At 41.3% G+C, this 18,421-nt stretch carries 19 protein-coding genes and 1 riboswitch; of the genes, 14 read left to right on the top strand and 5 right to left on the bottom strand.

Annotation, left to right across the window (positions count from 1 at the left end):
* Nucleotides 1-60 precede the first annotated feature (60 nt).
* Nucleotides 61-1,446, top strand: coding sequence for an ASKHA domain-containing protein (locus AWM71_RS00580; protein WP_144428607.1), 1,386 nt, complete (start codon nt 61-63; stop codon nt 1,444-1,446).
* Nucleotides 1,400-1,993 carry a uroporphyrinogen decarboxylase family protein gene (locus tag AWM71_RS00575; RefSeq protein WP_335338716.1) on the top strand — a complete coding sequence of 198 codons (594 nt, stop codon included), beginning with the start codon at nt 1,400-1,402 and terminating at the stop codon, nt 1,991-1,993. Before AWM71_RS00580 ends, AWM71_RS00575 begins: the two co-directional genes overlap by 47 nt.
* A 65-nt stretch (nt 1,994-2,058) precedes the next feature.
* Here AWM71_RS00575 and AWM71_RS00570 read toward each other — a convergent pair whose 3' ends face one another.
* Nucleotides 2,059-3,297 carry a chloride channel protein gene (locus tag AWM71_RS00570; RefSeq protein WP_236701130.1) on the bottom strand — a complete coding sequence of 413 codons (1,239 nt, stop codon included), beginning with the start codon at nt 3,295-3,297 and terminating at the stop codon, nt 2,059-2,061.
* A 148-nt stretch (nt 3,298-3,445) separates the two neighbouring features.
* A riboswitch (THF riboswitch) is annotated at nt 3,446-3,544 on the top strand.
* A gap of 64 nt (nt 3,545-3,608) precedes the next feature.
* On the opposite strand from AWM71_RS00570, the gene AWM71_RS00565 reads away from it, so the two are divergent.
* The 3 genes from AWM71_RS00565 to AWM71_RS00555 all read left to right on the top strand — a co-directional run bounded on the left by AWM71_RS00565 (nt 3,609) and on the right by AWM71_RS00555 (nt 7,789).
* Complete coding sequence (locus AWM71_RS00565) at nt 3,609-4,148, top strand: folate family ECF transporter S component (protein ID WP_060776187.1); 540 nt, start codon at nt 3,609-3,611, stop codon at nt 4,146-4,148.
* A gap of 193 nt (nt 4,149-4,341) precedes the next feature.
* Nucleotides 4,342-6,069, top strand: coding sequence for an ABC transporter ATP-binding protein (locus AWM71_RS00560; RefSeq protein ID WP_060776186.1), 1,728 nt, complete (start codon nt 4,342-4,344; stop codon nt 6,067-6,069).
* Nucleotides 6,059-7,789: an ABC transporter ATP-binding protein gene (locus AWM71_RS00555; RefSeq protein WP_060776185.1), complete on the top strand. Its 1,731-nt coding sequence runs from the start codon at nt 6,059-6,061 to the stop codon at nt 7,787-7,789. The genes AWM71_RS00560 and AWM71_RS00555 overlap by 11 nt, the downstream gene beginning before the upstream one ends.
* Before the next feature lie 61 nt (nt 7,790-7,850).
* Here the strand turns inward: AWM71_RS00555 and gpmA are convergent, their stop codons facing one another.
* Nucleotides 7,851-8,534 (bottom strand): 2,3-diphosphoglycerate-dependent phosphoglycerate mutase, encoded by a 684-nt coding sequence (gene gpmA / locus AWM71_RS00550; protein ID WP_060776184.1) that lies wholly within the window; start codon nt 8,532-8,534, stop codon nt 7,851-7,853.
* A gap of 101 nt (nt 8,535-8,635) precedes the next feature.
* Nucleotides 8,636-9,319 (bottom strand): 2,3-bisphosphoglycerate-dependent phosphoglycerate mutase, encoded by a 684-nt coding sequence (locus tag AWM71_RS00545; RefSeq protein WP_060776183.1) that lies wholly within the window; start codon nt 9,317-9,319, stop codon nt 8,636-8,638.
* A gap of 233 nt (nt 9,320-9,552) precedes the next feature.
* Between AWM71_RS00545 and AWM71_RS00540 the strand changes: the two genes are divergently transcribed.
* From AWM71_RS00540 to argS, 9 genes are all read left to right on the top strand, one after another.
* Nucleotides 9,553-10,125, top strand: coding sequence for an NADPH-dependent FMN reductase (locus AWM71_RS00540; protein WP_060776182.1), 573 nt, complete (start codon nt 9,553-9,555; stop codon nt 10,123-10,125).
* 336 nt (nt 10,126-10,461) lie between these two features.
* A complete protein-coding gene (locus AWM71_RS07845) occupies nt 10,462-10,623 on the top strand; it encodes a YSIRK-type signal peptide-containing protein (RefSeq protein WP_144428605.1) in 162 nt (53 codons plus the stop codon).
* Nucleotides 10,590-11,039 carry an amidohydrolase family protein gene (locus tag AWM71_RS08390; protein ID WP_082698930.1) on the top strand — a complete coding sequence of 150 codons (450 nt, stop codon included), beginning with the start codon at nt 10,590-10,592 and terminating at the stop codon, nt 11,037-11,039. The genes AWM71_RS07845 and AWM71_RS08390 overlap by 34 nt, the downstream gene beginning before the upstream one ends.
* A gap of 348 nt (nt 11,040-11,387) precedes the next feature.
* Complete coding sequence (nadC, locus tag AWM71_RS00530; RefSeq protein ID WP_060776180.1) at nt 11,388-12,233, top strand: carboxylating nicotinate-nucleotide diphosphorylase; 846 nt, start codon at nt 11,388-11,390, stop codon at nt 12,231-12,233.
* The gene (locus AWM71_RS00525) at nt 12,234-12,509 is read left to right on the top strand and encodes a hypothetical protein (protein WP_060776179.1); all 276 of its coding nucleotides are present in this window, start codon (nt 12,234-12,236) and stop codon (nt 12,507-12,509) included.
* Nucleotides 12,510-12,582: 73 nt separating this feature from the next.
* The gene (gene thiS, locus AWM71_RS00520; RefSeq protein WP_060776178.1) at nt 12,583-12,780 is read left to right on the top strand and encodes a sulfur carrier protein ThiS; all 198 of its coding nucleotides are present in this window, start codon (nt 12,583-12,585) and stop codon (nt 12,778-12,780) included.
* The gene (gene thiF, locus AWM71_RS00515) at nt 12,780-13,412 is read left to right on the top strand and encodes a sulfur carrier protein ThiS adenylyltransferase ThiF (protein WP_197415358.1); all 633 of its coding nucleotides are present in this window, start codon (nt 12,780-12,782) and stop codon (nt 13,410-13,412) included. Before thiS ends, thiF begins: the two co-directional genes overlap by 1 nt.
* Entirely contained in the window at nt 13,399-14,166 is a 768-nt protein-coding gene (locus AWM71_RS00510) for a thiazole synthase (protein ID WP_082632705.1), read from the top strand. Before thiF ends, AWM71_RS00510 begins: the two co-directional genes overlap by 14 nt.
* A 235-nt stretch (nt 14,167-14,401) precedes the next feature.
* Entirely contained in the window at nt 14,402-16,093 is a 1,692-nt protein-coding gene (gene argS, locus AWM71_RS00505) for an arginine--tRNA ligase (RefSeq protein ID WP_060776177.1), read from the top strand.
* Between the two features lie 148 nt (nt 16,094-16,241).
* Here argS and AWM71_RS00500 read toward each other — a convergent pair whose 3' ends face one another.
* Together AWM71_RS00500 and AWM71_RS00495 are read right to left on the bottom strand one after the other, a co-directional pair.
* Entirely contained in the window at nt 16,242-17,042 is an 801-nt protein-coding gene (locus tag AWM71_RS00500; RefSeq protein ID WP_060776176.1) for a MetQ/NlpA family ABC transporter substrate-binding protein, read from the bottom strand.
* Nucleotides 17,043-17,195: 153 nt separating this feature from the next.
* A complete protein-coding gene (locus AWM71_RS00495; RefSeq protein ID WP_060776175.1) occupies nt 17,196-18,389 on the bottom strand; it encodes an O-antigen ligase family protein in 1,194 nt (397 codons plus the stop codon).
* Between the last annotated feature and the right edge of the window lie 32 nt (nt 18,390-18,421).

Below are 18,421 nucleotides of genomic sequence, written 5' to 3'. Positions count from 1 at the left end.
AAGAAGTTACTTTCTTTTGAGCGTCCGAGTCTCCAAGAACCGTTTTCTTATGAGTATGCTTTGGAAGAGGCGGTGGGAGAAGAGATTCCTTTTGAAGCTTTACGGGCTTTTTCGTCAGATGCTGAAGAGTGGACAGGTGTTTATCAAGGAAAACGTCTCATAGGAATTGAAAACGGAGATACTAGAGCCCATCAATATGGAGTCGCTGTCGATATCGGAACAACAACTATGGTATTAAGCTTGGTGGATTTACAGACAGGCCGCTTGCTAGAATCTGCTAAGGAGTTGAATCCGCAGATTCCTTTTGGTCAAGAAGTCATCGCCCGGATTGCTTACGTAGTGAAGCATGGAAAGCAGGGTTTATTAGAGGAACAAGCAGTTGTGATTAAGGTCATCTGTCAAATGATCCAGGAAGTCTTCCAGAAGACTCAGGTCCCTTCTGAATTTATCTGTGAAGTTTCTGTGGCAGGAAATCCCACCATGACCCACTTACTTCTCGGGGTAGATCCTCGAACGATTGGACGTTCTCCTTATGTTTTAACCCTTCAAAAAGGGAAAAGTATTCCTTGCTCAGTTGTTGGATTGAATGGCCTTTCTCCCTTTGCACAACTGGCCGCTCTTCCTACAGTTTCCTCTTACATTGGGTCAGATATTTTAGGGGGGATATATGCTAGACAAATCTATAAGTTTCCAGGAAAAAGTTTGTTTATCGATATAGGAACGAATGGAGAAATTGTTTTAGGCGATCGAGGACATTTATATGCTTGTTCGGCGCCAGCAGGGCCTGCCCTTGAAGGGATGATGATTCATTCAGGAATGAAAGCTTCCCAAGGAGCGATTGAAGAGATCCACATAGGTGAAGAAGGTTTAGATCTGTCGGTCATTGGAGGAGGAGAGCCCTTAGGAATTTGTGGCTCAGGGATTTTGGCTGCTATTCGTGAATTCGTGGATCAAGAATGGATCAACCAGAGAGGAAGGTTAGTCGATCCGACTAGTCTGGAGGCAACCGATCAAAGAAAGCATTATATCTTTGAAAAAGAAGGCAAGCGTTATGTGCGTTTGATCAATGACATTATCATTACCCAAAAGGATATCCAGCATGTTCAATTAGCTAATGCGACTATTTTTGCGGGCATTCAAGTCCTGTTGGAAAAGACAGGATATGAAGCGGCAGACCTGGATGAGGTGGTTGTAGCAGGGCAATTTGGTAGTCATATTTCGGAAGAATCTCTGCTTCTTACAGGATTATTTCCCCATGAATTTCAAGGAAAAATCCGTTATGTAGGTAACGCCTCCCATTCTGGCGCTTATTTGAATTTAATTTCAAGTCAGGCTAGAAAAGAGATGGTCCAGATCGCTAAAGGGGTGGATTATACCGAACTTTCCGTTCTCAAAAGATTTGAACGTTTATTTGCTAAGGCTTCCCGTTTTAAGAAGGGAGGATAGGATTACGCTTATCGGTAACATTGATCCAGTTACTGTCTTTCTTCAAGGAAGTGAAGAGGATATGAGACATTCTGTTCAAGAGGTCTACCAAGAGGCTTACGATGCGCCAGCGGGTTTTATTCTACGGTCAGGCTGTCAAGTCCCTTACCAAACGTTTGCCTTGCCTTATGAACAAGAACTTATTCGCCATATTAACCACTATACTTCGGATGTTTCTTTGCACATTTGTGGCCATATCACTAAGGTCCTCCCTCTCATTGGACAGACGGGGGCTTCAGCCTTATCGGTAGATCAAAATGTGGATTTGGAAATTGCTAAACAAGAATTGGGGGATCAGATGGTTATTATGGGCAATGTCGATCCAGTGGCTGTTCTTTGTCAAGGAAGTCCAGATTTAGTTGCTGAAAAAGTAAAAGCCTGTTACGCTAAAGGGAAAGATTCTCCTAAGGGCTTTATTTTACGGTCAGGGTGTGGGGTGCCTTACAACACGCCGATTGAGAATATAAAGACCTACCTACAAGTCGCCAGAGAAGAAGGTGCGAAATAGGTCTTCCCCTCAAAATAAAAAATCCCTCCAAGCAGGAAGGACTGAAATTAAAAACTCGGAAACCTTCAGAGCTTGAAGGGATTTTTTAAGAATTTTTTGAAGGAAAGAAGAGGGGCAACTTTTTGATCAGTGTAGATACTTTCATTATGGTTGAAGGCATAAGCGATCGTAACCACTAAGAGGGCGTAAAGGGAGAGTTGAGGATCAAACAGTTCTATTGCCATAAAAATAGGCCCTAGTAAGGTATTACTTGCTGAGGAAAAGACGGCAACATAACCAAGCGCTGCGGCCATTGGAACAGGAAGGCCAAGAAGTGGCCCCATGAAAGCTCCAAAACTTGCTCCGATAGACAGGAGCGGAGTGACTTCTCCTCCTTGAAAACCAATAGAAAGGGTCAAACAGGTCAGAATAAGTTTGAGTAGCCAGTCGTAACTAAAGATCGTCCCATTATGGAGGGAGAGGTCAATCAGGTTGGTCCCTAAGCCTGCATATCGCCCATGATGGGCTAAGATAAGGAGAACCATCAACACAATCCCCCCTAAGCCTATCCGCCAATAAGGATTGGAACAGATCCTGGCACATGTCTTTTTAAGAAAAGAGAGGCAGCGGGAAAAGCCTAGCCCCACCAGAGCACAAAGAATTCCCAAAAGAATCAAGGCTAAGAAGTGAGAAATAGACATAGAAAATAAAGACGGCACTAATAAGGAATAGGTGGTTTTTGGATGAGTGAGACTTGTCCTTAGCCAATAAGCGCTAAACGAAGCGATGAGGGTCGGACACAGGGCGCGAAGATATAAATGCCCAGCTACAAATAATTCCAAGGCAAAAAAGGTGGCAGCTAAGGGACATTGGAAAAGCCCCGAAAAACCAGCAGCTACCCCCATAATGAGTAAGTCTTGCTTAGAAAAGAAGGGAAACTTCCGACTCAACCAATCACCGAGAGTTGCTCCTAATTGAACTGCTACGCCTTCTCTACCAGCAGATCCTCCAAAAAGATGGGTGAGCCAAGTGGAAAGGGTAAGAAGGGGAATGAGGGCCAGAGGAATCGAGGAATCTTTTTGAAAGAAACTTGTAAAGACAGCATGCATGCCCGCCTGTGCCTTAGGAGAAAAGGTACGATAGCCGAAAATAATAAGAAGACCGATCACAGGAAGTCCGAGTAAGATACGCGAGTGTCCAAGATATCTGAGGTCACTAACTTCTGCCAAACCAAGGGCAAAGATCGTATCGATCAGTCCAGCTCCCGCTCCTAAAAGAAGAGCGACAAGATAGAGAAAAATTCTGTTTTTTAATGTTTTTATCAAAAGAAACGCCTGCTTTCTAAAAGAAATTGGATTAAAAAGAAACTTCTAAAGCCTAAGAACTGAAAAGTGAGCGTGATTATTTTAGCATAAACAGAAAGAAAATAAAGAGTTACGCTTTACTCTCAGGGAAATTCGTGTATAATTCTTTTTGAGAGTAGGATGAGTGCGTTAAGTGTCAGTGGACGGAATGTTGCTGCTGGACGAAGAGGGACTGAAACCCTCGCGATGCTCATTCGCATTCGCTCAGTAGGTTACGAGTGTAATGTGACCATTTAGATGGTGCTCTCCAGATATAAGGAGGGTTTTTTGTTATGTTGAATTTGAAGAAATGGTTACCCCAAGGGATATCGATCAGTCAAACAGTAACGGGAATGGGGTTGTTAATCGCACTCCATTTGGTGATGAACCAATTTAGTTTGGTGCTGACGCCAACCTTAAAGATTTCCTTTGCGTTCTTAACGTCGGCCGTTATGGGCGCTGTATTTGGCCCCATCTATGCAGGGTTAGGCGCCATATTTACGGATATCTTAGGTTTTGTTTTAAAACCGTCTGGCTTTTTCTTCCCAGGGTTTACATTGAACGCTTTTTTAGCAGGTATTATTTATGGGGTCTTTCTTTTCCAGAAGGGATATAATGTGAAACGAATCATCCTTGCCAAAGTGGTGACGACTGTCTTAGTTTCCTTTATCTTAACGCCTATCTGGTTAAATATTATGTATCAGTCCCCTCTGTTCATAGTGGCACGCTACATTCGGACAGCTATCAAGTTTCCAATTGATGTCGCTTTACTTTTATTAGTGATGAGGGCTCTTTACAAAACAAGAATCTACGCTAAAATGACACAACATTAGTGAATGAATAGGAGTTAAGGATTAAACGCCATTCTGTTGGAGAAGAGGTTTCCAGGAACGGCGTTATTTTTTGACAGGACGTCTGAGTTTTTCAAAAGCATGTCTGAGATTTCCCAAAAATTCCGTTTCAAAATTGAAATTTTTAATAATTAGAGTAAGATAGATTTATCTTAAAAAGTTAGGAGTGAGGAAGATGCATGTTTGGCCGATTATTTTGAAAAATTGGCGCAAAGAAATCCTCGCTTTTTTTGCAAAAGTAGGAGAAGCTGTTTTGGAACTGATGGTTCCTTATGTGATGGCAGATATTATTAATCAAGGCATTCATGCGGGAGATGCACATTATGTACTTACTCATGGCCTGCTCTTGATTCTTTTCCCCATTATGGGCTATCTGTGTGCTTTAGTGTGTCAATGGTACGCTTCCTTAACGATGCAGACTGTCGGCACCACGATACGGCATGCCTTGTATCAAAAAATTTGCCAATTAGACTTGGAGCAGATAGATCATCAGGGCCCTCAAGCCATTGTGACTCGTGTAACGAATGATAGTCATAATGTTCAAGAAGCTGTCGCCAAGAGCTTACGGTTAGCTTCTCGCTCTCCTGTGATTGTTTTAGGAGCTATGGGGATGGCTTACTGGATGAGTCCTACCTTGTCACCTATCTTTATTTTAGGTGGGATAGCCTTAGCTTTTGTTTTCTCAGGAATTACTATCAATTCTAATCGCCGGTTTGCACGTATTCAAGACCAACTCGACCGCCTATCTGGACAAGTTCGGGAAAATCTCACCGGAATAAGGGTTATTCGCGCGTTTGTGAACCACAAGAGAGAAATTGATCGCTTCAAAAAAGCCAATGATCATCTCTTTAAGCAACAAATTAAAGTCGGGCAAGTTCAAGCGCTAGCAACGCCGATGAGTCTGATGGTGGTTAATATCTGCATTGGCTTGATTATTTATTTTGGAGCAACTCTAGTGGATAATGGCTTCTTTAGGCAAGGAGAAGTGATTGCCCTTATCGCTTATATGAATAGCATCTTCTTAGCCTTGAGTGTTTTGGTCAAATTATTGGTTATTATGAGTCGGGGCTTTGCTTCTGCCAAAAGGTTGGATGCTTTCTTAGACCTCCCAGATAAGGAGGAGGTGGCTGGTCTTTCATTCGATGAATCCATGCCTACTTCTGGAGCACACGTTGACTTTAAACAAGTGACCTTTGTTTACGGCAAGCATCCTATTTTAAAAGCTATTGATCTAACGATGGAGTCAGGACAGTGGATTGGGGTGATTGGCGGAACGGGAGCAGGCAAGACCATTTTGGTTAATCTCTTGATGGGCTTTTATCCTGTCACTGAAGGAGAAATAACTTTAGATGGCCAGCCTTATGCCTCACTTCCTCTCGATAAGATCCGTCAACAAATTGCCCTTGTCCCTCAAAAGGCCGTTCTCTTAACAGGAACGATTCGTTCGAATCTTTTGATGGCCAATCCCAAAGCCAGTGACGAAGACTTATGGCAAGCACTCGAATGCGCACAAGCGGCTGACTTTGTTCGGGAAAAAGAAGCCGGCTTAGACAGTTTCGTTGATCAGGGAGGGATGAATTTCTCAGGCGGACAAAGGCAGCGATTAACGATAGCCCGGGCCTTACTGAACCCTTCCCGTTTATTGATTTTAGATGATTCTTTGAGCGCTTTGGATTTTGCGACAGAGAGAAGAATTCGAGAAAATCTCAAATCACTTCCTAAGACGCTGTTAGTCATTTCTCAGCGGATCTCTTCGATTCGCTATGCCGACAAAATTCTCGTCTTAGATCATGGCGAAATGGTAGGATTTGCGAACCATCAAGAACTTTTAGATCAGTGTGAAACTTATCGGGCCATTTATTATTCCCAATATCCAGAGGAGGCGACAAAAGATGACAAATAAACCCACGCATAAGCTCTTGCGTTACAGTCGCCCTTATTTTGGAGGATTAGCCTTACTCCTTCTTTTCTCTTTGATAGCGGTGATTTGTCAGCTCATTATCCCGATTCATATCGGGCATGCGGTGAATAGCTTAGTAGGAGAAGGACAAGTGGATTGGACTTGTCTCAAGCAGGAAGTCGCTTTTATTTTTCTGTTTGCACTGAGTGCAGGCGTCGTGATTTACTTTCAGAATAGTTTAGCGGCAAGATTATCCTACCAGATCACCCACAAATTACGTAAAGAAGCCTTTATTAAGATTCACAAGTTGCCCTTGGCTTACTTAGATAGTCATCCTTCTGGAGATATTGTCAGCCGGATTATTAATGATATCGATCTCTTAGCATCAGGCCTCTTGCAAAGCTTGACCTCCTTATTTTCAGGAATAGCGACGATTATAGGGATTGTTCTGGTGATGGTGTCTCTCAACTGGAAGGTGGGCTTATTAGTTATTATTTTAACCCCAGTATCCTTGCTGGTCTCTTCTATTATTGCCAATCGAACCTATCGGTATTTCCAAGAACAGGTACGTATTCGTGGAGAGTTGGGGGCTTATATTGATGAAATGGCGAATAACCAGTATCTGATTAAGTCTTTCTCTTACCAGGGAGCCTCGCAGGACGCCTTTGACGAGATTAACCAGCGCCTTCATAAAAGTGGCGTTATTTCTCAATTCTCAGGAGCTTTAATTAATCCAACCTCTCGTTTAATCAATAGCTTGGTCTACGCTTTAGTCGGCTTATACGGGGCTTTCACCGTACTCTCTGGACAATTAAGTGTGGGACTTTTTGTTTCTTTCTTGACTTATGCCAGTCAGTATACGCAACCTTTTAATGAGATTTCTGCGGTGATCAATGAGATGCAGACGGCTTTAGCCTCCGCTCAACGGGTGTTTGAATTCCTAGAACAAAAGGATCGCCAACCTTCGAACGGCAGCCACACACTCCCTCACGTGGAAGGGAACATTACCCTCCAGCACCTTTATTTCTCCTATCAAAAGGACCATCCTTTGATCGAGGACTTGTCCTTAGAGGTCAGCTCTGGGCAAACCGTTGCCATTGTCGGGCCAACAGGAGCAGGCAAGACCACTCTGATCAACCTCTTGATGCGTTTCTATGACCCACAGAAGGGAAAGATTACTATCGACGGGATTGACACCCAGACTATGCATCGAGAAGACTTGAGGCAGCTCTTTGGGATGGTTCTCCAAGATTCTTGGATCTTTAGAGGGAGTGTAGCAGATAATATTGCTTACGGGAATCCTTCCGCTAGCCGAGAAGAGATCATCGAAGCAGCTAAGAAGGCCAGTGTTCATCGCCTCATCGAAAAATTACCTGAAGGTTATGATACGCTGCTGGAAGAAGAAGGCAGTAATTTATCGACCGGACAAAAGCAATTGATCTGTATCGCGCGTATTATTTTGGCTAATCCGAAAATGTTAATTCTGGATGAAGCAACCTCTTCAATTGATACCCTCACCGAAAAAATGGTGCAAGCTTCCTTCGACCGTTTGATGAAAGGGCGAACGACCTTTGTTGTAGCCCATCGCTTATCGACGATTGAACAGGCATCGGTGATCTTAGTGATGGATCATGGAAGAGTCGTTGAACAAGGACGACATAAGGACTTACTGGCCCAAAAAGGTTTCTATTATCGCCTCTACACCAGTCAATTTGAACATTAAATTTAGCAAACAAAAAAACGACACGCTAAACTTAGCGTGTCGTTTTCCTTAAAAGGCTGTTTTATTTCTTGTGTAAGATAGTTTTGTTAACGATATTTAAGTTTTCGTCAATGTCGTAGACAATCGGTTCGCCGGTTGCAATTTCAACGCCCATGATATCTTCATCAGAGATGTTTTCGATATGTTTTACAAGGGAGCGAAGAGAGTTCCCATGCGCAACGACTAAGACGTTTTTCCCATCTTTAAGTTGTGGAGCAATATGGTCTTCCCAGTAAGGTAAGGTACGAGCAAGGGTATCTTTTAAGCATTCGCCCGCTAACATATGACGGGTGTCTAAATGGTCATAGCGTTGGTCAAAAGCTTGTTCACCCGTTGCTTGTGGGGGACGAACGTCATAAGAACGACGCCAAATATGAACTTGTTCGTCACCATATTTCTTAGCGGTTTCGGCTTTATTTAAGCCTTGTAAAGCGCCGTAGTGACGTTCATTGAGCCGCCAGTTTTTTTCAACTGGAAGATAGAGACGGTCCATATTTTCAAGAACGATGTTACAGGTTTGATTTGCACGTGTCAAAACGGAAGTATGAACGTAGTCAAATTCAATCCCTGCTTCTTTAAGGTCTTTCCCTGCTTGAGCAGCTTCCTTGTGCCCTTTTTCGCTTAGCTTAGGATCTAGCCATCCTGTAAAAACATTGGCTAAGTTGAGTTCACTTTCTCCGTGACGAATGAATACTAATTTCATTATGTGCCTCCTCTTTCATTTTTGCGTGAGAAACGCTGCGATCAGTGTTTCACCTCATTTATTGTACTTGAGAAATTCTTCACTGGCAAGATGCTAATGGCATTTTAATAGCTACTTCTTGTCCAAATGATTTTCTTAGCAACAGAGAGGTCTGAATGAAAATCATAGACAATCGGTTGAGCGTTTTGAATTTCTACCTTGAAGAGTTCTTCTTCTGATAAGTTCTCCAAAATCATCGTGAAGGCACGCAAGACATTCCCGTGCGCCACCACGAGGACATCCCGACCTTGGAGCAGTTCTGGTTGGATAACCTCTTCAATATAAGGTTCCATTCGACGGCGGGTTTGTTCCAGACTCTCTCCTCTAGGAATCACCTCTGGAGGAAGGAAAGGGTAGCGCTGGCAGAGAGAGTGAGTGTCCGCCAGAGGAGGGACGGCGCGATAGGACCTCCGCCATTGCTTAACTTGGTCTTCGCCATAAATTTTTCGAGCCTGATCCTTGTTCATACCTTCCAATGCGCCGTAGTGACGTCCATTTAACCGCCAAGTCTTGTGAATAGGTAGATAAAGTTTATCTATCGTTTCGAGGATGAGATAAGTCGTTTGGATAGTTCGTATGAGGAGGGAGGTATGCACGGTATCTAAGTGAACGTGATGCTCTTTTAAGATTTTTCCGGCCTCAATGGCTTGCTCTTTTCCAAGAGAAGTTAGCGGGGCGTCGTACCAACCTGTGAATAAATTCTTTTGATTAGAGACACTTTGGCCGTGTCGAATAAGAATAAGGGACATTGTTTTCACCTTTCATTTGTTTTCTTTTAGTTTACTCCAAAAGCTGAGAGAGAAACATAAAAAAATGAGAGAGTAAAAACAATAATTGTTCGAAAATGACTGTTTTTTTAATTTTAAATTCTTTAAAAGCGCCACCATCCGCGAATCTTGGTTTGACTTTCGAACAAAATTATTGATTTCTTGAAGTAAATAGGATAGAGTAAATGTATCTTAGATAGAAAAGGGATGGAGTTATGAGTAAAAAAGTAGCTGTTATTGTAGGGAGTTTACGTAAAGGATCTTATGCTTTAAAAATTGCTAAGAATACCTTAGACATGTTCTCTGATGAATTTGAACCAGAAATCGTTGAAATTCGTGACCTTCCATTGTATGATGCAGATTATGATGATGCCGCTATGACGGACAAGCCACTTCCAGAAGTTTATACGACTTTCCGTCAAACCATTAAAGATGCTGCTGGGATTCTCTTTGTTACACCAGAAAATAACCGGACCATTCCAGCTTGCTTGAAGAATGCGGTTGACGTTGCTTCCAAACCAAAAGGGGATGTGGCTTTGACCAACACACCTGTTGCTGTGATTAGTCATTCTGTTGGTGCTATGGGAGGTTACTCCTCAAACAAGAACTTGCGCTTAGCTCTTTCTTACTTTGTGATGCCAACTGTTCAACAACCAGAAGTCTTCTTAGGACATTCTCCAGAGTTATTGGACGAAGAAGGCCACTTCAACAATGAAGGTACCCAAGCTTTCGTTCAATCTTACATTGATCAATTTGAAGAAGTCATGAAAAAACATCCTAAAGCTTAATCGCTGAGGGAACATTGACCGCATCTTCCTCGAACTTGTCGAGGGGGAGGCGGTTTTTTTGTTTCTTTATCCGAAGAGCGACGTCTTTCCTTCTCTCAAAAGAAATCTCCACTCCAAAAGGAGAGTATTCTCCGTTTTGGGGTGGGGTATTAGTTTTTATAAAGATTTGTAAATATCGCCACTCTTTATTCCACTTTCAAAAAAAGTAAATTTCATCCAAAAAAATCCAATAAAGTGTTGAAAAATGAAGGTAATCCCTAAATTTATTGCGTTTTTTTTATATGATCCTTAAAAAGAAAAGTTTTAAAAATAAAAAAATAGAAAGAAGGAATGAAAATGGCCTCGAAAAATAATCGCCGACTTCAAGAAGAGAAGCAGGCGCAAAAGAAGGACAAATTTAGTATTCGGAAGCTGAAGGTTGGAATAGCGTCGGTTGTGATCGGGGCCAGTCTCTTCTTTGGGGGATTTCAGAGCCAAAGTTTAAAGGAACTTTTGTAAGCCCAACGCTAGTAGCTGGAGCAGGAATTTTAAAGATTGGAGAAGGCACAGCCTTTAGCTACCAAGCAGATAAGACAAGGGAAATTTGGACCGACTTACTCCAGAATGTTGCGAAAATATATCAAGCAGGCATTCCGTTAACCCTAGCAACTGATGCTGGGACGCCATTTAATGGGTTTGAACTGACTGCTGTGGAATTTCAACTTTTTGTCGAAAAAATTCACTTAACGCCTTTCCAAGCTCTACTAACATCTTATCATTCTGCGCAATTAATGAAGATTGATAAAGATTATGGTTCTATTGAAACAGGAAAAGTAGCCGACTTTCTTGTGTTGAAGGGAAATCCACTAGAGGATATTAAAGTGGTTCAACAAGTAGATAAACAAGTCTACAAAAAAGGCCGCAGGGTGTTTTAACTGCGGTCTGTTCAAAAGATAGGTTCAATCCTGATGGATTAACGTTAAAGTGGAAAATAGGTGAAAGAAAAGGGCTACAACAGATAAGGTGCGAGTAGAGGAAAACGTTTTTGATAATGTATTGTGGTTCATTCAACAATTCCTTTTCTATCACATTTTATGCCAAGTAATACTAACAAAAAGCAATCAATGACAATTTTAAAAGGAACGCATGGATTTGTCAACAAAGCGAATTGACGATCAAGGAAAAATAAAAAAGAAGAGCGCTTTTAAGACTTGTGGTATGATAAAACATAAAAGAATAGATAACTACCTTATTTGAGGAGGAAAACACAAGGAGATGTTTACATGTTAGCGATTAATCAAGACTTGGTGGATGAGTATATTGCTCGCGGATTAAAAGAAGATGTACCTTATGAAGATGTCACAACACAAGCTATTTATATGGGACAACAAGCCACAGTACAATTGTTAGCTAAAGAATCAGGAATTATTTGTGGATTAGCTGTTTTTGAACGTGTTTTTCAATATTTAGATCCTCAAACAACATGCCAGTGGCTTGTTCAGGAGGGGGATGCAGTGAATCCTAATGATCAATTGATGCAAATTACGGGATCTGTCAATACCCTATTAACTGGGGAGAGGGTGGCTTTAAATTTTTTGCAGAGAATGAGCGGAATTGCAACGCTTACACATTGTATGGTTCAAGCTTTGGAAGGCAGTACGATCAAACTGTTAGATACGAGAAAAACCACCCCAGGTTATCGCTTATTAGAAAAATATGCGGTAAGAATTGGTGGAGGGTATAATCATCGTTTTTCCTTGTCAGAGGCTATCATGCTCAAAGACAATCATATTGAGGCTGCGGGAGGCGTCATTCCTGCGATTAAAGCAGCACGCGCTTACTCTCCTTTTATTAAAAAAATTGAAGTAGAAGTAGAGACTCTTGAAATGGTTAAAGAAGCTATACATGGCCAAGCAGATATTATTATGTTGGATAATATGTCACATGAGGCTATGGCAGAAGCTTTAAAATGGATCGATGGACGGGCGATTGTTGAAGCATCGGGCAATTTTACGTTAGATAATATTAGTGAATATAAAGATTTACCGTTGGATTATATTTCTAGTGGGGAAATTACTCATTCTGCGAGATGTTTAGATTTATCAATGAAACATTTACAGGTTATATAAATGAATGAGAATAGTAAGCATATCAGGTTAAAGAATAAGGGAAGTATTCGTTTAGGAAATGATGCAGATCTGGCTTTGATTCAACCGCATGCTCCTTATGTGTTAAAAGCGAAAGACTTGGCTTATCGCAATCGCTTCAGCCCTTATGTCGGCCAAGAGATAGGCTGTCAAGTGGTAGGGACTTTTTTAAGGGAACACGAAATTTATTCGAAGGAAAAGGGTGTGCAGAAAGAATTCCTTGGAAAGTTTATTCTGCATCCTAAGTTAAAGAAGTAAGAAATTTGAGAAGATCCCATGGAAAGGATGTGGTTCTCAAGTATTTAATAGAAGAAGAGAAAGGAGGAAGGCCATGCTTAAAATTAACAAGCAATGGATAGACTATCATCCAGGAGAAAGTTTATTGCAGGTTTTAGAACGGGCAGATTATTCGCCAGATTTTGTTGCTGTGGAAGTGAATGGGGACTTAATCAAAAGAAAAGAATTTCAAACTTTACTCATTCCTGATGAGGCAGTGATTGAAGTATTTACCATTGTAGGAGGTGGTTAATGGAAATGACGGATGAAAAGCTTCGCTCATGTATTTTAAAGCGTCAAGATTCCAAAATAAGTGCAGAATTTCAGAAAGAAACCGTGACGATTTTTGGTTGTGGGGGCTTAGGTTCGAATGTGGCGATGATGTTAGCGCGAGCAGGAGTTGGGCGGTTGATACTCTACGATTATGATGCTATTGAATATTCTAATCTTAATCGCCAAAATTATACCTTCCAGGAAGTTGGAGCTTCCAAAGTCTTTACCTGCAAGGCTAGATTAGAAAACACTATTCCTTATGTTCAAGTGGAAGCTCACTCTCAAAAAGTGACGCAAGAAAACTTAGAAGATATTTGTCAAAATTCGCGTTTATTTATTGAAGCTTTTGATGACAGAGAGGCGAAACGTTTATTACTCGATTATTTTATGGAACACGAAGATAAATTTTTGATTACTGCTTCCGGACTATCGGGTTTGGGCCGTTTAGAAGATGTCCAAGTCAAATATTTGCACAATATCTGTTTAATCGGAGACTATAAGACAAGTGTAGAGGAAGGACTCTATCTTCCTTATGTGTCCTTAATAGCGAGTTTAGAAGCCTTAGAAGCACTCAAATGGATAAAAAATGGAGGTTATTATGGAAATGAATGATTCTTTTGAATTAGGTGGCAAACAATTTACTTCACGGTATATCTTAGGTTCAGGGAAATATTCCCCAGAATTGATCGATGCTGCTGTTCAACAAGCAGGCGCTCAAATGATTACGGTGGCTATTCGTCACGCTGGCAATGAGCAAGCGGCAACTATCTTGAAACATATTCCAAAAGAAGTGACCCTCTTGCCGAATACGAATGGAGCAACCAATGTTGAAGAAGCAGTCAAAATCGCTCGCTTAGCGCGTGAAATGGGATGCGGAAACTTCGTCAAATTGGAAATCATGAGAGACCGCAAATACTTGTTACCAGATAATGCAGCGACCGTCAAAGCTACAGAAATTTTAGCCAAGGAAGGTTTTGTTGTCCTCCCTTACATGTATCCAGATTTGCAAGTGGCTTATGACCTCAAAGAAGCAGGGGCTTCTGCTATTATGCCATTAGCTGCGCCTATTGGCTCGAATAAAGGTCTAGTTACGAAAGAATTTATCCGCATGATTATCAAAGAAATCGACTTACCGGTGATTGTGGATGCTGGAATAGGAGTTCCAAGTCAAGCAGCAGAAGTCATGGAAATGGGCGCTACGGCTGTGATGGCGAATACAGGAGTTGCTACTGCTAATGATATTCTTTTGATGGCTAAGGCCTTCAAGTTAGGGATTGAAGCAGGACGTGCGGCTTTCCTTGCAGGACCAGGTCGTGTCTTAGTAGATGGTGCAGCGCCATCTTCCCCTAAACGGGATGATGAATAGGCTTTAATTTGACTTGGATTAGTCAGAAATTTTCCAGAAGGCCGCGGTGCTTTCTGGAAAATTTTTTATTAGGAAGGGCCTTTCGGAAGTGCAGAAGCCTTGAGTCTATCGATAGATGGTTGACCTAGAGAGGCTTTTGATGAAAAGTCCACCAAGGCAACAAATTTTATGGTAGAATAAGAAATGATTTGTGTCTAAGGATAGACCATTTATTCAAGGATAAAGGAGTTCATGTATGAATATTAAAGAACATCTCGCCGAATTGATTCACTCGAGAGTGAGTGACCATTTGACAGTAGAAGAAGTCCAGGCAGCTTTAGAAGTGCCTAAACATCAAGGTCAAGGTGATCTTGCCTTTCCGTGTTTTATTTTGGCAAAGGCTTTACGAAAAGCCCCCCAAATGATTGCTCAAGAGATTGCAGAAGGCCTAAGGGATGATTATGTGGAACGGGTAGAAGTCGCTGGACCTTATATTAATTTCTTTTTTAAATCTGGGAAAATCGCCGAAAATGTGTTAACGACCATTATTGAAAAGGGCGAGCATTATGGCGACTTAGAGATTGGACATGGGGAAAATATCTGTATCGATATGTCCAGCCCTAACATTGCTAAGCCGATGTCCATGGGGCATTTGCGCTCAACCGTTATCGGCAATGCGATTGGGAATATTGTTGAAAAAGTGGGCTTTCATTCTGTTCGCATTAACCATTTAGGAGACTGGGGGACACAATTTGGAAAATTAATTGTGGCTTACCGCAAATGGGGAGATCCAGAAGTTGTGAAGGCCAACCCTATCCAAGAATTGAACCGTCTCTATGTTAAATTCCACCAAGAAGCTGAAAAAGAGCCTGAATTAGATGATCTTGCACGGGCAGCCTTTAAGAAATTAGAAGATGGAGACGAAGAAGAAGTCGAACTCTGGAAATGGATGCGGAGTGAATCTATTCAAGAATTCCAAACGATCTATGACCTCTTAAACATTTCTTTTGATTCTATGAACGGGGAAGCCTTCTATAACGACAAGATGGACGCTGTGATTGATGAATTAGAAGAAAAAGGTCTTCTCAAAATTGACAATGGGGCCACCTTAGTTGACTTGGAAAAGTATGATCTCATTCCTGCTCTCGTGAAGAAGTCCGATGGGGCTACCCTCTATATGACTCGTGACCTGGCCGCTGTCTTCTATCGGAAGAAGAATTATGATTTTGATCAGTGCTTATATGTGGTGGGAAATGAACAATCTATTCACTTCAAGCAATTGAAAGCTGTCGTTAAAGAAATGGGCTATGATTGGAACGAAGATATTCATCACATCCCATTCGGTTTAATCACTCAAGGAGGGCAAAAACTTTCAACCCGAAAAGGGAAAGTGATTCTCCTCGCCAAAGTATTAGACGAAGCAATTGAACTCGCTCGTCAACAAATCGAAAGCAAAAATCCAGCCCTTGAAAACAAAGAAGCTGTCGCTGAAAGCGTAGGCGTTGGTGCGGTTGTCTTCCACGACTTGAAGAATGATCGTTTGAATAATTTTGACTTTGATCTTCAAGAAGTCGTTCAATTTGAAGGGGAAACTGGTCCTTATGTTCAATACGCAAATGCGCGTGCCCAATCTATCTTACGGAAGGGGAACTTCCACATTTCTTCGGAAGAAACTTATTCCTTAGAAGACGAACGGGCCTACCAAGTTGTTAAAACCCTTGATCGTTTTCCAGCTATTGTAGAAAAAGCTTATCTAGACTATGAGCCAAGTGTGATTGCTAAGTATGCGCTCAGCTTAGCTCAAGCCTTCAATAAATATTATGCCCATACCCGGGTATTGGCAGAAGATGACCAACAAAATGCACGGTTGGCACTCGTTTATTGTGTGTCTTGCGTCTTAACAGAAAGCTTACGTCTTTTAGGCGTTCAAGCCCCTAAAGAAATGTAATTTTTTACGTATTACGAATCTTACAAAAAAACGATCTTCCTCTCTTAAGCATTCTTGCTAAGAAGGGAAGATCGTTTTGGTGTAGGGAGTGATGTAGAGGAGGGGCCTTCATTGAGTCATTTCTCAATGAAGACGAGCTTCCTAAAAATTACCAAATAGGGATAGAAGATCCCTTAGATTTTTCGTCGATTAATTGAGCAACTTTTTCTGTTTGATAGTATTTCACAACAGTTTTGTAAGTTTCTTTGTCTTTGTTTTTGACATCAGCGGCAATGACATTCCAGTAAGGCTTGGAAGAATCGCTCTTTTTCTCAATGAAGATGGCATCCTTAGTTGGAATTAAACCGGCATTAGCGGCCATATCATTGTTAATGAGAGAGATGTCTACTTCATCCATGGCACGTGCAGTTTGGTTGGATTCTAGCACTTTAAATTGGAGATTCTTTGGATTTTCAGTGATGTCATGAACTGTTGGCAAGAGGCTTTTGCTCTTATCTAATTGAATGAGACCGGCTTCTTGAAGTAAGAGAAGGGCCCGACTTTCGTTGGAGACATCATTAGGGATAGCTACTAGGCCACCATCTTTAAGAGCATCGATAGAGCTTATTTTTTTGGAGAAGATTCCCATAGGATTTAAAGTGGTATAGCCAATGGTTGTATTGTGACGGCCTGATTCTTTATTCATTTTGTCCATGTAAATTTCAGTTAAGCAAGCGTGAAGGTCAATCTCTCCTTGTTCCAAAGCTTCAATAGGCGCTCGATAATCGGTAAATTTAACCAATTCAATTTGTAGGCCTTCTTTTTCCTTGAGTTCCTTTTGAAGGTATTCCCATTCGTTATTTTTTTCGCCGACTACACCGACCTTAATAACGTTCTCTTTTGATTTGTGGCAACCTGTTAGAGCCAAAAATAAGGCGAACACCCCTAATATCTTTAACCATTTTTTCATTTTCATTTTCTCCTTTATCTATTGGAATAATATTTATTATACAGAAGGAAGGACTGTTTTAGGGTGGGGGTTTTCCGTCAATGCTGATCGATAAGAATGAACACAGAGAATAAAAAACACCCTCCAATGACTAGGTCATGGAGGGGTTCTCAATTATAGGAAATTTTTTTCGCCTTCTTGGGCGCTTTTCAGCAGATTAGGAGCAATTAAGATAACCGCTAAAAAGATACCAGCTGTTTGTATCCAGAAGATGGTAACGTCTGTGAGACCGTGGGTGAAGATCACACTGACTAAGCTAACCATGAGAGCTAGTGGCAAGCGAAGGGCGGGATAAGCGCTCATTCGTTTGAATAACTTCAGAAGTTGGTAGAAGGGATAAGCCAATAGAGTCGTTCCCACCAAGCCATAAGAAAGTAAGATATCTAAGAAAATATTATGGGCATGTTGGGTATAGTGGGTAGAGTAGTGACTATAGACGTGCATGTAGGTGAGCGGCCCTTGTCCAAATAAAAAGTTATCTTTCAGGGCACGACAAGCTGTTTCCCAAATTTCTCCTCGATCTGAAAAGGCAAAAGTCAATTCATTAAAGCGAGGGAGGTAGCCCATTCCAAAGGCGACAATCGCTAAAGTTGTGAGTACAATCAGGGACAAGATGGCTTGTTTTTTATAACCAATCATGAAGAAAAAGATATAATAGGCCACGATAATCACAAGGTAGGACGTCCTGCAACCCGTTAAAGCTAGACTGTATAGATTGCACAGCGTTAAAGCCAAATAGGTCAACTTTTGAAGCCAACGTTTAGCCTTAATAAATTGATAGAGGCCAAAAATCGAAAAGAATTCTAGAATCATCGCAAAATAATTGGGATTAAAGAAGGTGGCTTCTACTCGGCTAGGATGAACTTTATTCATGGCTTTGGAGAGGAAGGTATAGTCCCACTCTGCGATAATTCCGTAGTGTTCCATCATAGCGAAGAACATCAGAATAATGGAAGCAATAAGAGAAACGTTCATAATCTCCTCTAAATAGTCGACTCTTGCCGCTCGCGCATAGTAAAAGCCGAAAAAGAGAAGGATAATCATGCCTACAGCGATCAGTACCCCTACCCAATTATGGAAGATGAGAGAAATTCCTAAGGCATAAACCGTAAATAAGATAATGGATTTGGCCGTTCGATGCTTGGGCCACTGTTTCACGCTCAGTAATCCTGTAGCTGCCAGAATAATCATGACAAGACAGAAAACAATAAGCGTGATATAAAAAGGGAAAAATAAAGAAATTAACAGTAAAGTTAATAAGAGACTTTGAATATCAACCGGTAAAATAGGATGACTCTTATTGAACAAAGGGGACACCCACTTTCAAATGATTTCATCAA

It is taken from the genome of Aerococcus christensenii, assembly GCF_001543105.1.
Taxonomy (GTDB): domain Bacteria; phylum Bacillota; class Bacilli; order Lactobacillales; family Aerococcaceae; genus Aerococcus; species Aerococcus christensenii.
The sequence above is the reverse complement of the archived record's forward strand: the minus strand, read 5'-3'. Positions and strand labels throughout refer to the sequence as shown.

Bases quoted from the DNA above. Each gene is read 5' to 3' on its own strand.
- AWM71_RS00500 (WP_060776176.1), bottom strand. From the start codon at position 17,042: ATGAAAAAATGGTTAAAGATATTAGGGGTGTTCGCCTTATTTTTGGCT.
- AWM71_RS00510 (WP_082632705.1), top strand. From the start codon at position 13,399: ATGGAAATGAATGATTCTTTTGAATTAGGTGGCAAACAATTTACTTCA.
- AWM71_RS07845 (WP_144428605.1), top strand. From the start codon at position 10,462: ATGGCCTCGAAAAATAATCGCCGACTTCAAGAAGAGAAGCAGGCGCAA.
- AWM71_RS00525 (WP_060776179.1), top strand. From the start codon at position 12,234: ATGAATGAGAATAGTAAGCATATCAGGTTAAAGAATAAGGGAAGTATT.
- AWM71_RS00560 (WP_060776186.1), top strand. From the start codon at position 4,342: ATGCATGTTTGGCCGATTATTTTGAAAAATTGGCGCAAAGAAATCCTC.
- thiS (WP_060776178.1), top strand. From the start codon at position 12,583: ATGCTTAAAATTAACAAGCAATGGATAGACTATCATCCAGGAGAAAGT.
- thiF (WP_197415358.1), top strand. From the start codon at position 12,780: ATGGAAATGACGGATGAAAAGCTTCGCTCATGTATTTTAAAGCGTCAA.
- AWM71_RS00540 (WP_060776182.1), top strand. From the start codon at position 9,553: ATGAGTAAAAAAGTAGCTGTTATTGTAGGGAGTTTACGTAAAGGATCT.
- AWM71_RS00555 (WP_060776185.1), top strand. From the start codon at position 6,059: ATGACAAATAAACCCACGCATAAGCTCTTGCGTTACAGTCGCCCTTAT.
- AWM71_RS00545 (WP_060776183.1), bottom strand. From the start codon at position 9,319: ATGTCCCTTATTCTTATTCGACACGGCCAAAGTGTCTCTAATCAAAAG.
- argS (WP_060776177.1), top strand. From the start codon at position 14,402: ATGAATATTAAAGAACATCTCGCCGAATTGATTCACTCGAGAGTGAGT.
- AWM71_RS00565 (WP_060776187.1), top strand. From the start codon at position 3,609: ATGTTGAATTTGAAGAAATGGTTACCCCAAGGGATATCGATCAGTCAA.
- nadC (WP_060776180.1), top strand. From the start codon at position 11,388: ATGTTAGCGATTAATCAAGACTTGGTGGATGAGTATATTGCTCGCGGA.